This is a genomic window from Bradyrhizobium sp. BRP56, from assembly GCF_020194035.1.
GTDB lineage: Bacteria > Pseudomonadota > Alphaproteobacteria > Rhizobiales > Xanthobacteraceae > Bradyrhizobium > Bradyrhizobium australafricanum.
In genome coordinates, this window is the sequence record NZ_JADYVV010000002.1 from 276,414 (window position 1) to 297,973 (window position 21,560).

The 21,560-nt window shown below is 64.4% G+C and carries 20 protein-coding genes; 17 read left to right on the forward strand and 3 right to left on the reverse strand.

Annotated elements, in window-relative coordinates; translation table 11 throughout:
- Nucleotides 1-60 precede the first annotated feature (60 nt).
- Both I6F38_RS03060 and I6F38_RS03065 read left to right on the forward strand, forming a co-directional pair.
- Entirely contained in the window at nucleotides 61-1,341 is a 1,281-nt protein-coding gene (locus I6F38_RS03060) for a lipoprotein-releasing ABC transporter permease subunit (protein WP_028339647.1), read from the forward strand.
- A 9-nt stretch (nucleotides 1,342-1,350) separates the two neighbouring features.
- Nucleotides 1,351-2,049, forward strand: a complete 699-nt coding sequence (locus I6F38_RS03065; RefSeq protein ID WP_016840545.1) for an ABC transporter ATP-binding protein — start codon at nucleotides 1,351-1,353, stop codon at nucleotides 2,047-2,049.
- Nucleotides 2,050-2,160: 111 nt separating this feature from the next.
- Here I6F38_RS03065 and I6F38_RS03070 read toward each other — a convergent pair whose 3' ends face one another.
- Together I6F38_RS03070 and I6F38_RS03075 are read right to left on the reverse strand one after the other, a co-directional pair.
- Entirely contained in the window at nucleotides 2,161-2,433 is a 273-nt protein-coding gene (locus I6F38_RS03070) for a DUF3551 domain-containing protein (protein WP_225159005.1), read from the reverse strand.
- Between the two features lie 115 nt (nucleotides 2,434-2,548).
- Entirely contained in the window at nucleotides 2,549-2,899 is a 351-nt protein-coding gene (locus I6F38_RS03075; protein WP_225159006.1) for a DUF3551 domain-containing protein, read from the reverse strand.
- Between the two features lie 237 nt (nucleotides 2,900-3,136).
- Here I6F38_RS03075 and I6F38_RS03080 point away from each other — a divergent pair, with 237 nt between their 5' ends.
- From I6F38_RS03080 to fabZ, 14 genes are all read left to right on the forward strand, one after another.
- The gene (locus I6F38_RS03080; protein WP_057016491.1) at nucleotides 3,137-3,871 is read left to right on the forward strand and encodes an outer membrane beta-barrel protein; all 735 of its coding nucleotides are present in this window, start codon (nucleotides 3,137-3,139) and stop codon (nucleotides 3,869-3,871) included.
- A 185-nt stretch (nucleotides 3,872-4,056) separates the two neighbouring features.
- Complete coding sequence (locus I6F38_RS03085; protein ID WP_225159007.1) at nucleotides 4,057-4,269, forward strand: GDCCVxC domain-containing (seleno)protein; 213 nt, start codon at nucleotides 4,057-4,059, stop codon at nucleotides 4,267-4,269.
- Nucleotides 4,270-4,745: 476 nt separating this feature from the next.
- Nucleotides 4,746-8,270, forward strand: a complete 3,525-nt coding sequence (gene dnaE, locus I6F38_RS03090) for a DNA polymerase III subunit alpha (protein WP_225159008.1) — start codon at nucleotides 4,746-4,748, stop codon at nucleotides 8,268-8,270.
- A gap of 218 nt (nucleotides 8,271-8,488) precedes the next feature.
- Nucleotides 8,489-9,481 carry a 30S ribosomal protein S2 gene (locus I6F38_RS03095; protein ID WP_057016493.1) on the forward strand — a complete coding sequence of 331 codons (993 nt, stop codon included), beginning with the start codon at nucleotides 8,489-8,491 and terminating at the stop codon, nucleotides 9,479-9,481.
- A gap of 127 nt (nucleotides 9,482-9,608) precedes the next feature.
- Nucleotides 9,609-10,532, forward strand: coding sequence for a translation elongation factor Ts (tsf, locus tag I6F38_RS03100; protein WP_225159009.1), 924 nt, complete (start codon nucleotides 9,609-9,611; stop codon nucleotides 10,530-10,532).
- Nucleotides 10,533-10,603: 71 nt separating this feature from the next.
- On the forward strand, nucleotides 10,604-11,320 hold the full coding sequence (gene pyrH / locus I6F38_RS03105) for a UMP kinase (RefSeq protein ID WP_028334006.1): 717 nt from the start codon (nucleotides 10,604-10,606) through the stop codon (nucleotides 11,318-11,320).
- A 74-nt stretch (nucleotides 11,321-11,394) separates the two neighbouring features.
- On the forward strand, nucleotides 11,395-11,958 hold the full coding sequence (gene frr / locus I6F38_RS03110) for a ribosome recycling factor (RefSeq protein WP_028334007.1): 564 nt from the start codon (nucleotides 11,395-11,397) through the stop codon (nucleotides 11,956-11,958).
- A 21-nt stretch (nucleotides 11,959-11,979) separates the two neighbouring features.
- Nucleotides 11,980-12,738: an isoprenyl transferase gene (locus I6F38_RS03115; RefSeq protein WP_225159010.1), complete on the forward strand. Its 759-nt coding sequence runs from the start codon at nucleotides 11,980-11,982 to the stop codon at nucleotides 12,736-12,738.
- Nucleotides 12,735-13,583 (forward strand): phosphatidate cytidylyltransferase, encoded by an 849-nt coding sequence (locus I6F38_RS03120; protein ID WP_225159011.1) that lies wholly within the window; start codon nucleotides 12,735-12,737, stop codon nucleotides 13,581-13,583. Before I6F38_RS03115 ends, I6F38_RS03120 begins: the two co-directional genes overlap by 4 nt.
- 4 nt (nucleotides 13,584-13,587) lie before the next feature.
- Nucleotides 13,588-14,814 (forward strand): 1-deoxy-D-xylulose-5-phosphate reductoisomerase, encoded by a 1,227-nt coding sequence (gene dxr, locus I6F38_RS03125; protein ID WP_225159012.1) that lies wholly within the window; start codon nucleotides 13,588-13,590, stop codon nucleotides 14,812-14,814.
- Between the two features lie 44 nt (nucleotides 14,815-14,858).
- Entirely contained in the window at nucleotides 14,859-16,010 is a 1,152-nt protein-coding gene (gene rseP, locus I6F38_RS03130; protein ID WP_028339659.1) for an RIP metalloprotease RseP, read from the forward strand.
- A 175-nt stretch (nucleotides 16,011-16,185) separates the two neighbouring features.
- The gene (bamA, locus tag I6F38_RS03135) at nucleotides 16,186-18,726 is read left to right on the forward strand and encodes an outer membrane protein assembly factor BamA (protein WP_225159013.1); all 2,541 of its coding nucleotides are present in this window, start codon (nucleotides 16,186-16,188) and stop codon (nucleotides 18,724-18,726) included.
- A gap of 32 nt (nucleotides 18,727-18,758) precedes the next feature.
- Nucleotides 18,759-19,820, forward strand: a complete 1,062-nt coding sequence (gene lpxD / locus I6F38_RS03140) for a UDP-3-O-(3-hydroxymyristoyl)glucosamine N-acyltransferase (protein WP_225159014.1) — start codon at nucleotides 18,759-18,761, stop codon at nucleotides 19,818-19,820.
- On the forward strand, nucleotides 19,820-20,278 hold the full coding sequence (gene fabZ, locus I6F38_RS03145; protein ID WP_016841580.1) for a 3-hydroxyacyl-ACP dehydratase FabZ: 459 nt from the start codon (nucleotides 19,820-19,822) through the stop codon (nucleotides 20,276-20,278). Before lpxD ends, fabZ begins: the two co-directional genes overlap by 1 nt.
- A gap of 12 nt (nucleotides 20,279-20,290) precedes the next feature.
- On the opposite strand, the gene I6F38_RS03150 is transcribed toward fabZ, so the two are convergent.
- Nucleotides 20,291-20,614, reverse strand: coding sequence for a KTSC domain-containing protein (locus I6F38_RS03150; RefSeq protein ID WP_076825388.1), 324 nt, complete (start codon nucleotides 20,612-20,614; stop codon nucleotides 20,291-20,293).
- Nucleotides 20,615-20,761: 147 nt separating this feature from the next.
- Here I6F38_RS03150 and lpxA point away from each other — a divergent pair, with 147 nt between their 5' ends.
- The gene (gene lpxA / locus I6F38_RS03155; protein ID WP_225159015.1) at nucleotides 20,762-21,556 is read left to right on the forward strand and encodes an acyl-ACP--UDP-N-acetylglucosamine O-acyltransferase; all 795 of its coding nucleotides are present in this window, start codon (nucleotides 20,762-20,764) and stop codon (nucleotides 21,554-21,556) included.
- Nucleotides 21,557-21,560 lie beyond the last annotated feature (4 nt).

Sequence of the window (21,560 nt, forward strand, 5' to 3'; positions counted from 1 at the left end):
CCGCGCTGATCGGCGGGGTAATCCGGCCACATTTGGCCCGAATCATGGGATTATCGACAGATGGATGAGACCATGAGCGAGCCAGTCCGTACCCCGCCTTTTGCGCCATTCGAATGGCTGCTGTCCGGACGCTATCTGCGCGCGCGCCGCAAGGAAGGCTTCATTTCGGTCATCGCCGGCTTTTCGTTCCTCGGCATCATGCTCGGTGTCGCCACACTGATCGTGGTGATGGCGGTCATGAACGGCTTCCGCAAGGAACTGCTGGACAAGATCCTCGGCCTCAACGGACATATTTTGGTGCAGCCGCTGGAATCGCCGCTGACCGACTGGAAGGATGTCGCCGACCGCATCAGCCAGGTGCAGGGCATCCGTCTCGCCGCGCCGGTGGTGGACGGGCAGGGGCTCGGCTCATCGCCGTTCAACGCCGCCGGCGTTTTCATCCGCGGCATCCGCGCCGACGATCTCAACAACCTCACCTCGATCGCCAAGAACATCAAGCAAGGCTCGCTCGAGGGCTTTGATGAGGGGCAGGGCGTCGCGATCGGTCGCCGCCTCGCCGACCAGCTTTCGCTGCATGCCGGCGACATGATCACGCTGGTCTCGCCGAAGGGCGCGGTGACGCCGATGGGCACCACGCCGCGCATCAAGCCCTACAAGATCACTGCGGTGTTCGAGATCGGCATGTCGGAATATGATTCGACCTTCGTGTTCATGCCGCTGACCGAGGCGCAGGCCTATTTCAACCGCAACAACGACGTGTCCTCGATCGAGGTGTTCACCACCAATCCGGACAAGATCGAAACCTATCGCAAGCTGGTGACCGAGGCGGCCGGCCGGCCGGTGTTCCTGGTCGACTGGCGGCAGCGCAATTCGACCTTCTTCAACGCCCTTCAGGTCGAACGCAACGTGATGTTCCTGATCCTGACCATGATCGTGCTGGTCGCGGCGCTCAACATCGTCTCGGGACTGATCATGCTGGTGAAGGACAAGGGCCAGGACATCGCGATCCTGCGGACCATGGGCGCCTCGCAGGGTTCGATCATGCGGATATTCCTGATCACCGGCGCATCGATCGGCGTCGTCGGCACGCTGGTCGGTCTGCTGGTCGGCTTGCTGATCTGCTTCAACATCGAAACCATCAGGCAATTCCTGTCGTGGCTCACCAACACGGAATTGTTCGATCCGACGCTGTATTTCCTGTCGAAGCTGCCTGCTGAAATCGATTTTGGCGAGACGCTCGCCGTCGTGATCATGGCGCTGACGCTGTCCTTCCTTGCGACGCTCTACCCGTCGTGGCGCGCCGCGCGCCTCGATCCGGTCGACGCGCTCCGGTACGAATAAGGAGCGCACATGGCGGAGGGGGCGGAAGACACACCGGTCGTCTATCTTCATGACATCAAGCGGGAATACCGGCAGGGCGAAGCGACGCTGACGGTCCTGAACGGCGCCAATCTCGCGCTGTGGCCCGGTCAATCGGTGGCGCTGGTGGCGCCGTCGGGATCCGGCAAGTCGACATTGCTGCACATCGCGGGCCTGCTGGAGACCCCTGATGACGGCGAAGTCTATGTCGCGGGCACGCCGACCTCGCAGATGTCCGACGTCGACCGCACCCAGATTCGCCGTTCCGATATCGGCTTCGTCTATCAATCGCACCGGCTGCTGCCGGAGTTCTCGGCGCTCGAGAACGTCATGCTGCCGCAGATGATTCGTGGCCTCAAACGCTCCGAAACCGTGAAACGGTCGACCGAGATTCTCTCCTATCTCGGGCTCGGCGATCGCATCACCCATCGTCCGGCCGAGCTCTCGGGTGGCGAGCAGCAGCGTGTCGCGATCGCGCGCGCGGTTGCCAACGCGCCCCGGGTGCTGTTCGCGGACGAGCCGACCGGCAATCTCGATCCCGGCACGGCCGACCACGTCTTCAACGCGCTGATGCAACTCGTGAAGGCGACCCGGGTCGCGATGCTGATCGCGACTCACAATCTGGATCTCGCCGCGCGAATGGATCGCCGGGTGTCGCTGTCGAACGGACAGGTTGTCGAGCTCGAATAGTGCGCCGTCGCGTGAACTGGCTAGCGGTGCGCGTGAAGAAGCCGCGCTAAGACGAGAGAATCCGGAGCCTTTTTCCGTGTCGCTTCGATCGGAACGAAATGCTTCTGGCTCTCAATAAGCGGGGCGAGGCCGTCTGCCGGATGCTCTCGGCTGCCTGTCGATCGGCGGCCCGGCATAATAGGGGTTGTTGATGCAGATCGCCGCGAGGCCGGACGCCGAAGCCTGGCACTGCGCGATCGACGTGTAGCCGCAGTCGGTATCCTCACCGCCCCATCGGTAATTGGTTTTGCAGACCGGCGAGGTCGAATCGTATTTCTGGGCGCTGGCGGGCGCGGCCGCCAAGGCCAGGAGTGCCGGCAAGAGTGCCAGAATCAGACTGCGCATCAGAAATCTCCTCGTCGGCGCCGGCAATGCTGATGCCGAGCGCGCGCGAATAGGCACCTGTGCGCAGCGCCGGATCAACTCACATTCCCGCGCCGGGGTTGCCGGACCGAGCGTATCAGTGGATGAACAGGTCGAAGAAATTGCCCTCACGGCGGTCCCGCGGGGACACGTGAAGATACGAGCGCGGGTCGTTGTCGCCGGCATAATAGGGGTTGGCGATGCAGTTCTGCCCGATGCCCGAAGCGGTGGCCAGGCACGCCTCATACGACGGATAGGAGCAGTTGCTCAGGCCGGGATAGCGGTCGCCTTGAATGCAGAACGGGTAACGCACGCCGACGGCATGCGCGGGCGCAGTCCCCAGCGTTGCGAATGCGACCACAGACGCCGCAGCAGCAAGAATCATCGTCCGCATCTGCATTCCCTTTGCTGCGAAGATTCGACCTTGGCGACGATCCAAATCGGACAAGCCGGTTCCGGTCAACGATCTTGCGCGCAGCTGCGCACGCAGATCCGAATTGTGAAGATTGTGCGGCAACTATGTGGCAAAAGCTCCAGGAAGTGCCCGTAATACAGTATTAACTTCAAATTTGAGCGAAGTCGTTTGGCCCTGCCTGTTGCCGCGAAGTTACAGCAATTCCGCCGGGGGCTGCTATGACGGTGTCTCGCGGCCTTGGGGGCCTGTAGAAAAAGTTGGAACGGGAAAATGAAAAAGATTTTGCTTGTCACCGCCAGCATGCTCGCGCTCAGCGCGACTGCTGCCTCCGCGGCTGACCTCGCGGCTCGCCCTTACACCAAGGCTCCGCCGCCCATGGTTGCCGCTGTTTATGATTGGACTGGCTTCTACATCGGTATCAACGGTGGTTGGGGCCAGAGCCACGACAACCGTTCGGTCGACGGCTTCGGCGGCGTCGGAAGCTACGACGCCAACGGCGGCACCGTCGGTGGCCAGATCGGCTACCGCTGGCAGGCTGGCGGCTGGGTGTTCGGTCTGGAAGCTCAGGGCAACTGGGCTGACTTCTCCGGCAGCACCGGCAACCTGGTCGTCCCGGGCGGCATCGTTCGCTCGAAGACCGATGCGTTCGGCCTGTTCACCGGTCAGATCGGCTACGCCTGGAACAACGTCCTGCTGTACGCCAAGGGCGGTGCTGCGGTCACCGATCGCAACTTCCAGTTCCTCAACGCGGCCGGCAATCTGGCGTCCGAGACCGGCTTCGACACCCGTTGGAGCCCGACGGTCGGCGTTGGCCTCGAATTCGCCTTCTCGCAGGGCTGGTCGCTCGGCGTCGAGTACAACCACATCTTCGAAGACACCCATGGCGCGACCTTCGTGACCCCGGCTGGTGTTGCCGTGACCGGCTTCCACACCGGTGGCGACACCGACATGGTCCTCGGCCGTCTGAACTACAAGTTCGGTGGCCCGGTCATCGCGAAGTACTGATCGCTCGCTTAATTCAAGCGGCATCGAAAACCCCGGGCTTCGGCCCGGGGTTTTTTGTTGGCCTGGCGGCGCCGCCCGTCGGCCAGGAGCACGGGACGGGCTTTGCCCGTCCGCTCCGGGATTCGGGTCAGGTTTGATTGGAGGAGGCCCTTCCAACCGAACGGTCATCACCGCATATTCGCGGCATGACGGACCTACAGCTGATCTCCCAACTGACGTGCCCATCCTGCGGCCATGTCTCCATCGAGACGATGCCGACCGACGCCTGCCGGTTCTTCTACGACTGCAAGGGGTGCGGCACTCGCCTGAAACCGAAAGCAGGAGATTGCTGCGTGTTTTGCTCATACGGAACGGTCCCGTGCCCGCCCAAGCAGGCGGGGGGATGTTGTGGTAGCTAGCTCCCCGGAGCCTCAAGACACGCTCGTCATCGGATCATTGATGGCGCCGAGACGTCGGCCGGCCGGGAATTAACCACGGAGGTCACTTCTCGAACCGGGTCGCCGGCGTTGCTTGACTCCTAGAACAAAAAAGGAACAATGTTCTGTATACGTTCCGGTTCAGGGAGAGCGGCCATGTTGAAGATTTTCGTGCAAGAAGCTGCAGCGCTGGCATCGATCACGCTGTTCGTCGGGATGATCGCGGTGTGGGCCCAGCTGATCACCCAATTCTGAAAATTCGCCCGCGGGGACCGGGGCATCGCCGGCGGCATGGTCTGCCCCTGGGGAAAAGCGGGAGGACTTGCCGCCACGCCGCGTTCGGCGTGGACTTGGCGGGGGTCAGGCCCCACCATGGGATTGCGAGTCGGGTCTGACACTTTCGAGTTCCGGCCCTGGCGCTCGCTCCATCCCTGACTCAAGAGATTCCGTAAGCAGCCATGCCGAATGCCGGATTCGTTCACCTTCACGTTCATTCCGCCTATTCGCTGCTGAAGGGCTCGATCAAGATCGCCAAGCTGGGCGAGCTCGCGAAGGCCGACCGCCAGCCGGCGCTGGCGCTGACTGATACCGACAACATGTTCGGCGCGCTGGAATTCTCGGACAAGATGGCCGGCTACGGCATCCAGCCGATCGTCGGCTGCGAGCTGGCGGTGGATTTCGGCGACGTCGATCCGAATACGCGGAGCATCCTTGCGACGACGGGCCCGGCGCGAATCGTGCTGCTGGCGGCGCGCGAGCGCGGCTACCGCAGCCTGATGCGGCTGAACTCGCGGGCGTTCCTGGAGACGCCGGTCAACCAGACCCCGCACATCAAGTTCGATTGGCTCACCGACGACGCCGAAGACCTGATTGCGCTGACCGGCGGCCCGGACGGGCCGATCGCGCTGGCGCTGCGAGCAGAACAGGCGGCGCTGGCGACCACCCGCTGCGAACGCCTGGCCGGCCTGTTCGGCGATCGCCTCTACATCGAATTGCAGCGCCACGGGGCCGACAAGGAACGCCGCACCGAGGGCGGCCTGATCGATCTCGCCTACAGCAAGGGCCTGCCGCTGGTCGCGACCAACGAGCCGTATTTCGCCAGCAATGACGACTACGAATCGCATGACGCGCTGCTCTGCATCGCCGGCGGCCATCTGATTGCCGAGACCAACCGCGAGCAACTGACCCCGGATCACCGCTTCAAGACCCGCGCGGAAATGGCGGTGCTGTTCGCCGACATCCCGGAGGCGCTGGCCTCGACGGTGGAGATCGCCGAGCGCTGCTCGTTCCGGCCGAAGACCCGCAAGCCGATCCTGCCGTTCTTTACGGTAGGCGCGGCCGCCAGCGCCGATGCCGCCGCCGACGAGGCCGCCGAGCTGAAGCGCCAGGCCGAGGAGGGGCTCGCGAATCGCCTGCGGGTGCACGGTCTCTCGCCGGGAATGACCGAAGAGGACTACAGCAAGCGGCTTGCCTTCGAGCTCGACGTCATCACCCGCATGAAATACGCGGGCTACTTCCTGATCGTCTCCGACTTCATCAAATGGGCGAAGGCGCAGGGCATTCCGGTCGGACCGGGCCGCGGCTCCGGCGCGGGCTCGCTGGTCGCCTGGGTGCTCACCATCACCGACCTCGATCCGATGCGGTTTGCGCTGCTGTTCGAGCGCTTCCTCAATCCTGAACGCGTCTCGATGCCGGACTTCGACATCGACTTCTGCCAGGACCGCCGCGGCGAGGTGATCCAGTACGTGCAGGAGCGCTACGGCCGCGACCAGGTGGCGCAGATCATCACCTTCGGTACGCTGCAGGCGCGCGGCGTGCTGCGCGACGTCGGGCGCGTGTTGCAGATGCCCTATGGGCAGGTGGATAAGCTGACCAAGCTGGTGCCGCAGAATCCCGCAGCGCCGGTGACGCTGGCGCAGGCGATCGAGGGCGAGCCCAAGCTGCAGGCGTTCCGCGACGAGGATCCGGTGGTGGCGCGTGCGTTCGATATCGCGCAGCGCCTCGAAGGCCTGACGCGCCATGCCTCGACGCATGCCGCCGGTATCGTGATCGGCGACCGGCCGCTGAGCGAGCTGGTGCCGCTCTACCGCGATCCGAAATCCGACATGCCGGTCACCCAATTCAACATGAAATGGGTCGAGCCGGCGGGCCTCGTGAAATTCGACTTCCTCGGCCTGAAGACGCTGACCGTGCTGGACGTCGCGGTGAAGCTGCTCAAGCAGCGCAACGTTCATGTCGATCTCGCGACGCTGCCGATCGACGATGAGCCGAGCTATCAGATGCTGGCGCGGGGCGATGTCGTCGGCGTGTTCCAGGTGGAAAGCCAGGGCATGCGGCGCGCGCTGATCGACATGCGGCCGGACCGCTTCGAGGACATCATCGCGCTGGTGGCGCTGTATCGCCCGGGCCCGATGGCGAACATCCCGACCTATTGCGCGCGCAAGCACGGCGACGAGGAATCGGAATATCTGCATCCGATCCTGGAGCCGATCCTGAAGGAGACCTTCGGCGTCATCATCTATCAGGAACAGGTGATGCAGATTGCGCAGCAGATGGCGGGCTACTCGCTCGGCCAGGCCGACCTGCTGCGCCGCGCGATGGGCAAGAAGATCCGCGCCGAGATGGACAAGCAGCGCGACATCTTCGTCGACGGTGCGATGAAGAACGGCGTGGCGAAGGGCCAGGCCGAGACGATCTTCGAGCTGCTCGCCAAGTTTGCCGACTACGGCTTCAACAAGAGCCACGCGGCCGCCTATGCGCTGGTGTCGTACCACACCGCCTATATGAAGGCGCATTACCCGGTCGAGTTTTTGGCGGCGTCGATGACGCTCGAACTCAACAACACCGACAAGCTCTCCGAATTTCGTTCCGAGGCGCAGCGGCTCGGCATCAAGGTCGAGGCGCCCAACATCAATCGCTCCGGCGCGACCTTCGAGGTCAGCGACAACACGATCTACTACGCGCTCGCCGCGCTGAAGGGCGTCGGCATCCAGGCGGTCGAGCAGATCATCGAGGAGCGCAACAAGAAGGGCGCCTTCACCTCGCTCGCCGATTTCGCCGCGCGGGTGAGCCCGCGCGCCGTCAACAAGCGGATCATCGAGAGCCTTGCGGCGGCCGGCGCCTTCGACACGCTGGAGCCGAACCGCGCGCGCGTCTTCGCCGGCGCCGATGCGATCCTCGCCGCCTGCCAGCGCAGCCATGAGGCGGCGACCTCGGGCCAGAACGACATGTTCGGCGGCGCGGCGGATGCGCCGAGCATCATGCTGCCGCAGATCGAGCCGTGGCTCCCCGCCGACCGGCTGCGGCGCGAATATGATGCGATCGGCTTCTTCCTGTCGGGCCATCCGCTCGACGACTACGCGACCGCGCTGAAGCGGCTGCGCGTGCAGTCCTGGGCGGAGTTCTCGCGCGCGGTGAAGACCGGCGCCACGGCGGGCAAGGTCGCGGCAACCGTGGTGTCGCGCATGGAACGGCGGACCAAGACCGGCAACAAGATGGGCATCATGGGCCTGTCGGACCCGACCGGCCATTTCGAAGCGGTGCTGTTCTCGGAGGGCCTTGCGCAATACCGCGACGTGCTCGAGCCGGGCGCGGCCGTGCTGTTGCAACTCGGCGCCGAATTGCAGGGCGAGGACGTGCGGGCGAGGGTGCTGCACGCCGAGCCGCTGGATCACGCCGCGGCCAAGACGCAGAAGGGCCTGCGCATCTTCGTCCGCGACACCAAGCCGCTGGAGTCGATCGCCCGCCGCCTCAACATGCCGGAAGCCGCGCCCGCCCCGGGCGGCGCCGCAAAGGCACCGGCCGTGAAGCCGGCCGCCGCGCCGCCACCGGCGGCGGGGGCCGATGGCGACGTCTCGCTGGTGATGATGCTGGACCTCGAAACCGAGGTGGAGATGAAGCTGCCCGGCCGCTACAAGGTCTCGCCGCAGATCGCCGGCGCGATCAAGGCGGTGGCGGGCGTGGTCGACGTGCAGACCCTGTAAACTGGGGACTCCGGGCGCCAAACAGGGCCGTTTCGGCACGATTTGGGCCCGGCCGGCCGGTGTAACCGGCCGTATTTCCTTGCTTCTGGCGCAAATCGCGCTATATAGCGCGCCATCTCACACGGAAACATGGCTCTCAAGGCCGTCCGGTGGCAACCGGGCCATTCAGGCGCGTTTGCTCACACGTTTCCGGAGGAACCAACCGGAGAATTATCACTATGTCGCTACCCGATTTTTCTATGCGTCAGTTGCTTGAAGCTGGCGTTCACTTTGGCCACCAGGCCCACCGCTGGAATCCGAAGATGCAGGATTACATCTTCGGCGCCCGCAACAACATCCACATCATCGACCTCGCGCAGACCGTGCCGATGCTGCACCGTGCCCTGCAGGCGGTCAGCGATACCGTCGCCAAGGGCGGCCGCATCCTGTTCGTCGGCACCAAGCGCTCGGCCCAGGACGGCGTTGCCGACGCTGCCAAGCGTTCGGCGCAGTACTTCGTCAACTCGCGCTGGCTCGGCGGCACGCTGACCAACTGGAAGACGATCTCGGCCTCGATCAAGCGTCTGCGTCATCTCGACGACGTGCTGTCGTCGGGCGAAGCCAACTCCTACACCAAGAAGGAGCGGCTGACGCTGCAGCGCGAGCGCGACAAGCTCGACCGTTCGCTCGGCGGCATCAAGGACATGGGCGGTCTTCCCGACATGATCTTCGTGATCGACACCAACAAGGAAGACATCGCGATCCAGGAAGCCCAGCGGCTCAACATCCCGGTCGCCGCGATCGTCGACACCAATTCGGACCCGAAGGGCATCACCTATGTGGTGCCGGGCAATGACGACGCCGGCCGCGCGATCTCGCTGTATTGCGATCTCGTGGCGCGCGCCGCCATCGATGGCATCTCGCGCGCTCAGGGCGATTCCGGAATCGACATCGGCGCGTCGGCGACGCCCGTGCAGGAAGACCTTCCGGCGGCTGCGCCGTCCGGCTTCCAGGGCCTTGCCGGCCCGCGCGGCACCGCCGACAACCTCAAGAAGCTCACTGGCGTGTCCGGTGCGATCGAGAAGAAGCTCAACGACCTCGGCATCTTCCACTACTGGCAGCTCGCCGAGCTCGACCACGACACCGCACACAAGATCGGCGAAGAAGTCGGTCTGCCGAGCCGTGCCGACGCCTGGGTCGCCCAGGCCAAGACGCTCGCCGAAGCGGAATAAAAGTTGCGCGGCGTGGCCGGGTCTCGCCCGGCCGCCGCTTCTATTCCACGAACAACGATCTCCCTGTCGCAGACAGCGGCGCCATCGGGCGCCGCAGTTTCTTTACAGGCAAGAAGGGCATTGAACGATGGCAACGATCACAGCAGCGATGGTCAAGGAGCTCCGCGAATCGACTGGCGCGGGCATGATGGATTGCAAGGCGGCGCTGACCGAGAACAACGGCGACATGCAGGAAGCGCAGGATTGGCTGCGCAAGAAGGGCCTCTCCAAGGCCGCCAAGAAGGCCGGCCGCGTCGCGGCCGAGGGCCTGATCGGCGCGCTGACCTCCGGCACCAAGGGCGTGCTGGTCGAGGTCAACTCGGAGACCGACTTCGTTGCGCGCAATGAGCAGTTCCAGGGCCTGGTCAAGATGATCGCCCAGGTCGCGCTGCACAACGGCGCTGACGTCGAGAAGATCAAGGCGGCCAAGGTCGGCGACGTCACCGTCGAGACCGCGATCTCCGACGCAATCGCGACCATCGGCGAGAACATGACGCTGCGCCGCGCCGCTTCGCTCGATGTGAGCAAGGGCGTGGTGTCGAGCTATGTCCACAACGCGGTCGTCGAAGGCGCCGGCAAGATCGGCGTGATCGTGGCGCTGGAGTCCACCGGCAAGACCGACGAGCTCGCGGTGCTCGGCCGCCAGCTCGCCATGCACGTGGCGGCGGCCAAGCCGCTGGCGCTCGACCCGGCCGGGCTCGATCCGGAGACCGTCAAGCGCGAGAAGGACGTGCTGGCCGACAAGTACCGCCAGCAGGGCAAGCCGGAGAACGTCATCGAGAAGATCGTCGATTCCGGCCTGAAGACCTACTACAAGGAGGTCTGCCTGCTCGATCAGGCCTTCATCCACGACAGCGGCAAGTCGGTTGCCCAGGCGGTGAAGGAAGCTGAGGGTAAGGTCGGCGGGCCGATCAAAATCGCTGGCTTTGTGAACTATGCTCTCGGTGAGGGAATCGAGAAGCAGGAAAGCGACTTCGCCGCCGAAGTCGCGGCCGCCAGCGGCAAGAAGTAACCGCTGACACCAAGGCGTCCGGCGCTCTGCGCCGGAGGCCTGCCTGCGCGGGATAAGAAAGCGATCGCATCATGGCTGAGCCGATCTATCGTCGCGTGGTGATCAAGCTGTCCGGCGAATATCTGGCCGGCTCCCACGGGTTCGGTATCGATCAACCGACGGTCGATCGTATCGCCGACGACCTGATCGCAGCCCGCAAGCTCGGTATCGAGGTCGCCGTCGTGATCGGCGGCGGCAACATCGTCCGCGGCGTCGAGGTGTCCTCGCGCGGCGTCTCCCGGCCGACCGGCGACACCATGGGCATGCTTGCCACCATGATGAACTGCCTCGCGCTGGAGGCGGCGATCGAGCGCAAGGGAACCCCGGCGCGGACCTTGTCGGCATTCGTGATGCCGGAGATTTCCGAGCTGTTCACCCGTAGTGCAACGCACAAATATCTCGCCGAGGGACGCATCGTCCTGCTCGGCGGTGGAACCGGCAACCCGTTCTTCACGACCGACACCACTGCTGTGCTCCGCGCGGCCGAAATCGGTGCGCAGGCGGTGCTGAAGGCCACCAATGTCGACGGCGTCTACAGCGCCGATCCGAAGAAGGACCCCAAAGCCAAGCGCTTCGACCGCCTGACCCATTCGCAGGCGATCGAGGGCGGTTACAAGGTCATGGACGCGACCGCTTTCGCACTTGCCCGCGAGACGTCGCTGCCTATCATCGTGTTCTCTATCGCGGAGCCCGGTTCGATCGGTGCGATTCTGCGCGGTACCGGACACGGCACCGTCGTCGCCGGCTGATTGCCGCGCCTCCGGGTCCAGATTTTGGACCCGAGGGCGTCGACAGCCGGTTTCTAGTGAAAGGGAGAAACGTCATGGCCGCAGCTGGTTTTGACATCAACGACGTGAAGCGCCGCATGCAGGGCGCCACGCAATCGCTCAAGCACGAGCTCGGCGGCCTGCGCACCGGCCGTGCCGCGGCCTCCATGTTGGAGCCGGTCCAGGTCGAGGCTTACGGCTCGCATATGCCGCTCAACCAGGTTGCCACCATCAGCGTGCCCGAGCCGCGCCTGCTCTCGGTGCAGGTCTGGGACAAGACGATGGTCAAGGCCGTGGAGAAGGCAATCGTCGACTCCAACCTCGGCCTGTCGCCGGCGACCGAAGGACAGGTGCTGCGCTTGCGGATTCCCGAACTCAACGAGGAGCGCCGCAAGGAACTCGTCAAGGTCGCGCACAAATACGCGGAAGCGGCCAAGGTCGCGGTACGCCACGTGCGCCGCGACGGCCTCGACGTGATCAAGAAGCTCGAGAAGAATCACGAGATCTCCGAGGACGATCAAGAGCGCCTGTCGAACGAGGTGCAGAAGGCGACCGACGGCGTGATCGCCGAAGTCGATCAGCTGCTTGCCGCCAAGGAAAAGGAAATCCTGACGGTCTGAAGGCGCTACGGGAACGAGCCGATGTCGAACGCCGCCGCCCCAGCAACTGACGGACCGGATCGCTCCGGCAGTCCGTTGCATGTGGCCATCATCATGGACGGCAACGGGCGCTGGGCCGCTTCGCGCGGCCTGCCGCGCGTCGAGGGCCATCGCCGCGGCGTCGAAGCGCTGCGCCGCGTGGTGCGTGCGGCCCATGAACTCGGCATCGTCTATCTCACCATTTTTTCTTTCAGCTCGGAAAACTGGTCGCGGCCCGCGAGCGAGATCGGCGATCTGTTCGGCCTGTTGCGCCGCTTCATCCGCAACGATCTGGCGACGCTGCATCGTGACGGGGTGCGGGTGCGCGTGATCGGCGAGCGTGACGGGCTTGACGCCGACATCTGCGCGCTGCTCAACGAGGCAGAGGAGCTGACGAAGAACAACGTCAAGCTCAGCCTTGTGGTCGCCTTCAACTATGGTTCGCGGGCGGAGATCGCCGCCGCGGCGCGGCGCCTCGCGCGCGAGGTCGCCGAAGGCAAGCGCGACGCCAACTCCATCGATGCCGACACGCTCGGGCAATATCTCGATGCGCCCGACATTCCGGATCCGGATCTGATTATCCGCACCAGCGGCGAGCAGCGTCTGTCCAACTTCCTGATGTGGCAGGCCGCCTATAGCGAACTCGTGTTCGTGCCGATTCACTGGCCGGATTTCGACAAGGCGGCGCTCGAAGGCGCGATTGCGGAATACGGCAAGCGCGAGCGCCGGTTCGGCGGGCTCGCTGCGAAAACCGGATCGTGACCGAGGGCGAGGCCGCGCCGGCGGCAGCAAACGAGCGGGGGTCGCGCAATCTCGCGATGCGCGTGATTGCGGCGCTGGTGCTGGCGCCGGTTGCGATCGCGCTGGCCTATATGGGTGGCGTCGCCTGGTCGCTCCTCGTGACATTGGCGGCGGCCGGATTGTTCGCGGAATGGCTTGGTGTCACCGGACTCGGACGCGAACTCCGTGTCGTGGTGCCCGGCGTGGTCGCGTTGCTGCTCGCCGGACTGTGCCTGATGGCCGGCCGTATCGATGCGGCCCTGATCGTACTCGCCGCCGGTGCGGTTGTTGTGGCGCTGACGTCCGGCGCGCGGCGCAACTGGGCCATTGCCGGATTGCTCTATGCGGCAGGGGCCGAGATCGCATCGGTCCTGCTGCGCCTCGACACGGCGAAGGGCTTTGCCGCGCTGATGTTCGTGTTGCTGATCGTGTGGGTCACCGATATCGGCGGCTACTTCGCGGGCCGCAGCATCGGCGGGCCGAAGCTCTGGGTGCGGGTCAGCCCGAAGAAGACGTGGGCGGGCGCGGTTGGCGGCTTCGTGGCGAGCCTGCTGGTCGCTGCCGGCTTTGCCGCCTTTGAGATCGGCTCGACCGGTCCGCTCTTGATGCTCGGCGCCGTGTTGTCGGTGGTCTCGCAACTTGGCGATCTCTTCGAATCCGCGGTGAAGCGGCGGTTCGGCGTAAAGGATTCGAGTCACATCATTCCCGGTCATGGCGGCCTCCTGGACCGCCTGGACGGATTTGTCGCGGCCGTCATTGTGGCGGCGATTTTCGGCTTTCTCCGTGGTGGCGCCGATGGCGTCGGGCGCGGTCTTATGGTTTGGTGATGAGATGAGCGCAGTTCCGTTGCGTAACAACAAGGCAGCGGCGGCATCCGCCCTGCGGACCGTAACCGTCCTCGGTGCTACCGGCTCGATCGGCGACAGCACCATGGATCTGCTGCGCGGCGCGCGCGACCGCTACCGGGTCGAGGCGCTGACCGCGAACAGCAATGTCGAGGGCCTCGCCAAGCTGGCCAAGGAATTCGGCGCGCGGTTCGCCGCCATTGCCGATCCGGCGAAGCTTTCGGAACTGAAGGACGCGCTGGCCGGAACCCGGACCGAATGCGGGGCCGGGGAGAGCGCGATTATCGAAGCGGCCGCGCGGCCGGCCGATTGGGTGATGGCGGCGGTCAGCGGCGCGGCCGGGCTGAAGCCCGCGCTTGCCGCGGTCGATCGTGGCGCCACCGTCGCGCTGGCCAACAAGGAATGTTTGGTCTGCGCCGGCGATATCTTCATGGAGCGGGCCAGGAAGGCCGGCGCCTGCATCCTGCCGGCGGACTCCGAGCACAATGCGCTGTTCCAGGCGCTGGCTTCCGGCAATCGCGAGGAACTGACGCGGGTGATCATCACCGCGTCCGGCGGCCCGTTCCGTACCTGGGCGCCCGCCGACATCGAGCAGGCGACGCTGGAACAGGCGCTGAAGCATCCCAATTGGAGCATGGGGCAGAAGATCACGATCGATTCCGCGTCGATGATGAACAAGGGTCTCGAGGTGATCGAGGCGTCCTATCTGTTCGCGCTGACGCCCGATGAAATCGACGTGCTGGTGCACCCGCAGTCGATTATCCACGGCATGGTCGAGTTCTCCGATCGCTCGGTGGTCGCCCAGCTCGGCACGCCCGATATGCGGATCCCGATCGCGCATTGCCTCGGCTGGCCCGACCGCGTCGTCGGCCCGTCCGCCAAGCTCGACCTCGCCAAGATCGGACAGCTCACCTTCGAGGCGCCGGATTTTGAGCGCTTCCCGGGGCTGCGGCTGGCCTACGAGGCGCTGAGGATGGGGCACGGCGCGACGACGGTCTACAACGCCGCGAACGAGATCGCGGTCGCCGCGTTTATCGCCGGCAAGATCAAGTTCGGCGCGATCGCCCGGCTGGTCGAGGCGACGATGAACGATTGGATCAAGTCAGGGAATCAGCCACCACTGCACTCGGCGGATGATGCGATTTCCGTTGACCATATCGCGCGAAATAAAGCTGCCGCCCTATTGCCTCAAATTGCCTTAAAGGCAACCTAGAGGGTTGGGGACGGAGCCTTTGGCTCTTGTCGAGGGAAAATCGAATGCCCGAGTATTTTATTCATAGTATCAATGCGTTGAGTCATGGGCTTCTCGGTACCATCGTTCCCTTCCTCTTCGTCCTGACCATCGTCGTCTTCTTCCATGAGCTCGGCCACTTCCTGGTCGCGCGCTGGGCCGGCGTGAAGGTGTTGACGTTCTCGCTGGGCTTCGGTCCGGAGCTCGCCGGCTTCAACGACCGGCATGGCACGCGCTGGAAGATCTCGGCGATTCCGCTCGGCGGCTACGTCAAATTCTTCGGCGACGACAGCGAGGCTTCGACGCCGTCCACCGAGACGCTCGCCGCCATGACGGCGGAAGAGCGTGAAGGCAGCTTCCATCACAAATCGGTCGGAAAGCGCACCGCCATCGTTGCGGCCGGCCCGGTGGCGAACTTCATTCTCGGCGCCCTGATTTTCGCGGGCATGGCGCTCTACTACGGCAAGCCGAGCACGATTGCCCGGGTCGACGGCCTGGTGGCCGAAAGCGTCGCCGCGAATGCAGGCTTCAAGGTCGGCGATGTCGTCGTGGATATCGACGGCAGCGCGATCCAGAGCTTCGCCGACATGCAGCGGATTGTAGCTTCGAATGCAGGTTCAGAGCTTGGGTTCAAGGTGAAGCGCGATGGCGCGATCGTCGCGCTCAAGGCGACGCCGGCGCTCAGGGAGGTCAAGGATCCCTTCGGCAATGCCCACCGAATCGGCGTGCTCGGAATCGAGCACAAGGCTCAGGTCGGCGAAGCGACCAGCGCCTCGGTCGGCGTGCTGGAGGCCCTGAAGATCGGCGTCGAGCAGGTTTGGTACATCATTTCCAGCACGTTCAAGTTCCTGGGCTCGCTGTTCGTTGGAACCGGCAATCCGGCCGAGGTGAGCGGCGTCATTGGAATCGCGAAGCTGTCGGGGCAGGCCGCGAGCGCCGGGTTCCAGTTCGTGATCAATCTTTGCGCCATCCTGTCGGTCTCGATCGGCCTGCTGAATCTGTTTCCGATCCCGCTTTTGGATGGCGGACACCTGCTTTTCTACAGCGCGGAGGCGCTGCGGGGACGCCCGCTGTCGGAGCGGACGCAGGAGGTGGGTTTCCGAATCGGGCTGGGTCTGGTCCTGATGCTGATGGTGTTTGCGACGTATAACGACATCCTCAGGATCGCCGGGTCCTGAAACGGGCTTTTTTGTGGCGTTGCCAATGGGCAACGTCTTGGAACGAAAATGGAAATGTTCAGCTCTAGTAAGTTTGCCCCCTTGGCAAATTTGGTTACAAGCTGAGCGGCAGGTTGGGAATCTGTCGGGTCGTTGGGGAACGATCTGGCATCGTTAAGATAAGGGCGCATTGCGCATGATGTTTGGAATGCGAGTGAGGGGGGGGCTGTTCGCCGCCTTGGTCATGTTCGCCGCGCCGGTGGTTGCCACCTTGGCGACCGTAGCTGTGTCTGTGCCTGCGTCGGCGCAGACCGTCGATTCGATCACGGTGGAGGGGAACCGCCGTGTCGAGCTTGAAACCATCCGCTCCTACTTCCATCCCGGACCGGGCGGTCGGCTGGCCCAGGCCCAGATCGACGACGGTCTGAAGGCGCTGATCGAGACCGGCCTGTTTCAGGACGTCCATATCGACCAGCGGGGCGGGCGCCTCGTCGTGGTCGTGGTCGAGAACCCGGTGATCGGCCGCGTTGCCTTCGAGGGCAACAAGAAGATCAAGGACGAACAGCTCACCGCTGAAGTTCAGTCCAAGCCGCGCGGCACGTTCTCGCGCCCGATGGTCCAGTCGGACGCCCTGCGCATCGCCGAAATCTACCGTCGGTCCGGCCGCTACGACGTGCGGGTCAATCCGCAGATCATCGAGCAGCCGAACAATCGCGTCGACCTGATCTTCGAGGTCAATGAAGGCGTGAAGACCGGCGTCCGGTCGATCGAGTTCATCGGCAACAGCGCCTATTCGGCGTCCCGCCTGCGCGACGTCATCAAGACCCGCGAATCGAACATCCTGAGCTTCCTCGGCGGCAACGACGTCTACGATCCCGACCGGGTCGAGGCCGATCGCGACCTGCTGCGTCGCTTCTATCTCAAGAACGGCTATGCCGACGTCCAGGTCGTGGCCGCGCTGACCGAATACGATCCCGACAAGAAGGGCTTTTTGGTTACCTTCAAGATCGAGGAAGGCCAGCAGTACCGCGTCGCGTCCGTCAACTATACGTCGTCGATCGCAACGCTCGACCCGAACGCGCTGCGCACCTACTCGCGCGTCAACGTCGGCTCGCTCTACAACGCCGAGGCGCTGGAGAAGTCGGTCGAGGAGATGCAGATCGAGGCATCGCGCCGCGGCTACGCATTCGCGGTGGTCCGGCCGCGCGGCGATCGCAACTTCGACAATCACACGGTGTCGATCACCTTCGCGATCGACGAAGGTCCGCGCACCTATATCGAGCGCATCAACATCCGCGGCAACAGCCGTACCCGCGACTACGTGATCCGCCGCGAGTTCGATATCTCGGAAGGCGACGCCTACAACCGTGCGCTGGTCGACCGTGCCGAGCGCCGGCTGAAGAACCTCGACTTCTTCAAGACGGTGAAGATCACCACCGAGCCGGGCTCCTCCAGCGATCGCGTCATCCTGATCGTCGATCTCGAGGAGAAATCGACCGGCGACTTCTCGGTGTCGGGCGGCTACTCGACCACCGACGGCGCGCTGGCCGAAGTCAGCGTCTCCGAGCGCAACCTGCTCGGCCGCGGCCTGTACGCGAAGGCGTCGGTGACCTACGGCCAGTATGCCCGTGGCTACTCGCTGTCGTTCGTCGAGCCCTATCTGCTCGACTACCGCGTCGCGCTCGGCCTCGACCTCTATCAGCGCCAGCAGCTGTCCAACAGCTACATCGCGTACGGCACCAAGACGCTGGGCTTCAGCCCGCGGCTCGGCTTCAGCCTGCGGGAAGATCTCTCGCTGCAGCTGCGCTACTCGATCTACCAGCAGGAAATCACCCTGCCGTCGACGCTGAACAACTGTAACAACGTGCCGACCCTGCCGGATGGAACGCCCAACCCCGCGTTCAATCCGAGCCCGGCCTATGCGAACCTGAACGGGATCAGCTTGGTGTCGACCAATGGTCTCGGCTGCTTCTTTGACGGCGAAGCCTCGTTGCCGGTCCGCAAGGAGCTGGCGGGCGGCAAGACCCTCACGTCGGCGCTGGGTTACACGCTCAACTACAACACGCTCGACAACAACAAGAACCCGACCGACGGTCTGATCGTCGACTTCAAGCAGGACTTCGCCGGTGTTGGCGGTGACGTCAGCTACATCAAGACCGCGATCGACGCGAAGTACTACACCCCGCTGGTCTCCGACATCGTCGGCGTGATCCACGCCCAGGGCGGCATCCTGAACAAGCTCGGGACCTCGGACCTGCGCATGCTCGATCACTTCCAGATGGGCCCGAACCTGGTCCGCGGCTTTGCGCCGAACGGTATCGGTCCGCGTGACATCAACCCGTACGGCACCATGGACGCCATCGGCGGCACCAAGTACTGGGGCGTGTCGGCGGAACTGCAGATGCCGTTCTGGTTCCTGCCGAAGGAAGTCGGGCTCAAGGGCGCGGTCTATGCCGACGCCGGCGGCCTGTACGACTACCAGGGCCCGACCTCGTGGGCGGCGACCGGCGAAGTCAACGTGCCTGGCTGTGTCAGGCCGACGAACAATCCGCCGTCTCCGGGTACGTGCCTTGGCCTGAGTTACGACGACAGCAAGGTTGTCCGTACCTCGGTCGGTGTCGGCCTGATCTGGCAGTCACCGTTCGGCCCGCTGCGCTTCGACTACGCGGTGCCGCTGACCAAGGGTGCGTTTGACCGCACGCAAGAATTCCGGTTTGGCGGCGGTACGACGTTCTAAGACCGATTGCCAACCGGACTGCGACGGATGGAATGGCGCAGCCGATCTTCTACAAGAGTCCTCCTTCGTCATCGCTGGCTGAAATAGCCGCGCTGACGAAGGCGCAACTGGTCGACCCCGAAAGGGGCGCGCTTCAGATCAGGGGGCTGGCCTCGCTCGACGAGGCCGGTCCGATGCATCTCGCCTTTTTCGACAATCTGAAATACGCCGACCAGCTTGCCGCGACCAAGGCCGGGGCGTGTCTGGTCAGCCCGCGCTTCGAGGCGCAGGTGCCGAAGGGCACTGCCGTGCTGCGGGCGGCGAAGCCGTTCCAGGCGTTCGTCGAGCTCGCCCGCGAATGGCACGCCGATGCCCTGCGGCCGCAATCCTGGTTCGACACCGAGGGCATCGCGCCGTCGGCGATCATCGATCCCACCGCGCGCCTCGAGGACGGCGTCATCGTCGATCCGCTGGTCGTGATCGGCCCGCGGGTCGAGATCGGCTCGGGCACCATCATCGGCGCCGGCGCGGTGATCGGGGCCGACGTCAAGATCGGCCGCGACTGCAATGTCGGCGCCAAGACCACCATTCAGTTCGCGCTGATCGGCAACAACGTCCTGATCCATCCCGGCTGCAATATCGGCCAGGACGGCTACGGCTTCATCTTCTTCGGGCCGGCCGGCCATGTGAAGGTGCCGCAGACCGGCCGCGTGGTGATCCAGAACAACGTCGAGGTCGGCGCCGCCTCGACCATCGACCGCGGTTCCCTGCGCGACACCGTGATCGGCGAGGGCACCAAAATCGACAATCAGGTCCAGATCGGCCACAATGTGACGATCGGCCGGCACTGCCTGCTGGCGGCCCAGATCGGGCTCGCCGGCAGCCTGACCATCGGCGACAATGTCGCGCTCGGCGCCAAGGTGGGCATCAACAACCACCTCAAGATCGGCGACGGCGCCCAGGTGACGGCGATGAGCGCGGTCAAGGACGACATCCCGGCCAACGGTCGGTGGGGCGGGCATTTCGCCAAGCCGACCAAGCAGTGGTTCAGGGAAATTATCGCAGTGGAGCGTCTGGTGCGCGACAACGAAGCCAAAGGTGAGGGGCAGGAGTGATGGAGGAGGCACCGGTCAAATTCGAGTTGGTGGATATCAACGATATCCTAAAGACGCTCCCGCATCGCTTTCCGATGTTGCTGATCGACCGGGTGATCAAGATCCGCACCGACTACAGCGGCATCGGCATCAAGAACGTCACCTTCAACGAGCCGCCGTTCCAGGGCCACTTCCCGGACCGCCCGGTCTACCCCGGTGTGATGATGATCGAGGCGATGGCCCAGACCGCCGGCGTCATCGGCATCAAGTCGGTCGAGGGCACCGAGAAGCCGCGCGCGGTGTATTTCCTCACCATCGACAAGTGCAAGTTCAGGAAGCCGGTGATGCCCGGCGACACCATCGAGTATCACATGCGCTCGCTCGGTCGGCGCAAGACGATGTGGTGGTTTCACGGTGATGCCAAGGTCAACGGCCAGGTCGTCGCCGAGGCCGATGTCGGTGCGATGCTGACGGATTAGTCCGCGCCGGGCTCACGACGTTGTGCAGGTGTAGCGGCCGTCCGCGCCCGCGATCCGCAGGACGCGATTGAGGAAGATGCCCATCGACGGTGCGTTCATCAGCGCGTCGTAGGTTTCGGCAGGGACGCCGCAATAGTGCTGGTAGCTGCCTCTGACCGCCACCAGCAGCGCGCGCTGATCCGTGCTGTAGCAGACCCGCTGGACGATCGTGCTGCGGTTGATGTCGCGGCATTCGAAGCTCGAGAGGTCGACCGCCGTGCTGTTGCCGAGATCGACCGTCTCCGGGCCGATTGGCGCAGAGAGCAGGCTGAGGATCAGCGCGGCGGCCCGGACCATGGTTCGGTTGCGACCTTCTCTTGCAACAGGCCGTCATCATACGTCACTGGACAGGGCGGGCAAAGTCGCGCTAACGACCGCCCCAATCGACAGCCTGGCGCCTCGATAGCACCTTGGCGCCATTAACGAATTCCGGACCGAAATTTCATGAGCATGATCGACCCGACCGCGCGGATTGCCGATGGCGCTGTGATCGGGGCCGGCACCGAGATCGGTCCGTACTGCATCATCGGCCCCAATGTCGTGCTCGGTGAGAACTGCAAGCTGATCGCGCATGTCACGATCAGCGGGCATACCAGGATCGGCGCCGGCTGCATCATATCGCCATTCGCAGCGCTCGGCGGGCCGCCGCAGGATCTCAGCTATCGCGGCGAGCCGACCCGCCTCGAAGTCGGCGAAGCCTGCACCATCCGCGAGGGCGTGACGATGAATGTCGGCACGGTCAAGGGCGGTGGGCTCACCCGCGTCGGCGATCGCGGCTTCTTCATGAACAACAGCCATGTCGGCCATGACTGCATGGTCGGCAATGGCGTGATCTTCGCGACGTCGGCGACGCTCGGCGGCCACTGCGAGATCGGCGACTTCGTCTATATCGGCGGGCTGTCGGCTGTGCACCAGTTCACCCGCGTCGGCTCGCAGGTGATGATCGGTGGCGTCTGCGGCGTTCGCGGCGACATCATCCCGTTCGGCCTCGCCAACGGTCAGTACGCGGTTCTGGAAGGACTCAACATCATCGGCATGCGGCGCCGCCAGTTCACCAAGGCGCGGCTGGCGACGGTGCGCGCGTTCTATCAAAAGCTGTTCCACGGCCCCGGCATCTTCGCCGAGCGGCTGGCCTCGGTGCAGCCGCTGGCGGGCGAGGATCCTGCGATTGCGGAAATCCTGGCCTTCATCGAGGGCGGCAAGCTGCGCCCGCTCTGCCTTCCCGCCGATACCAATTGAGCAG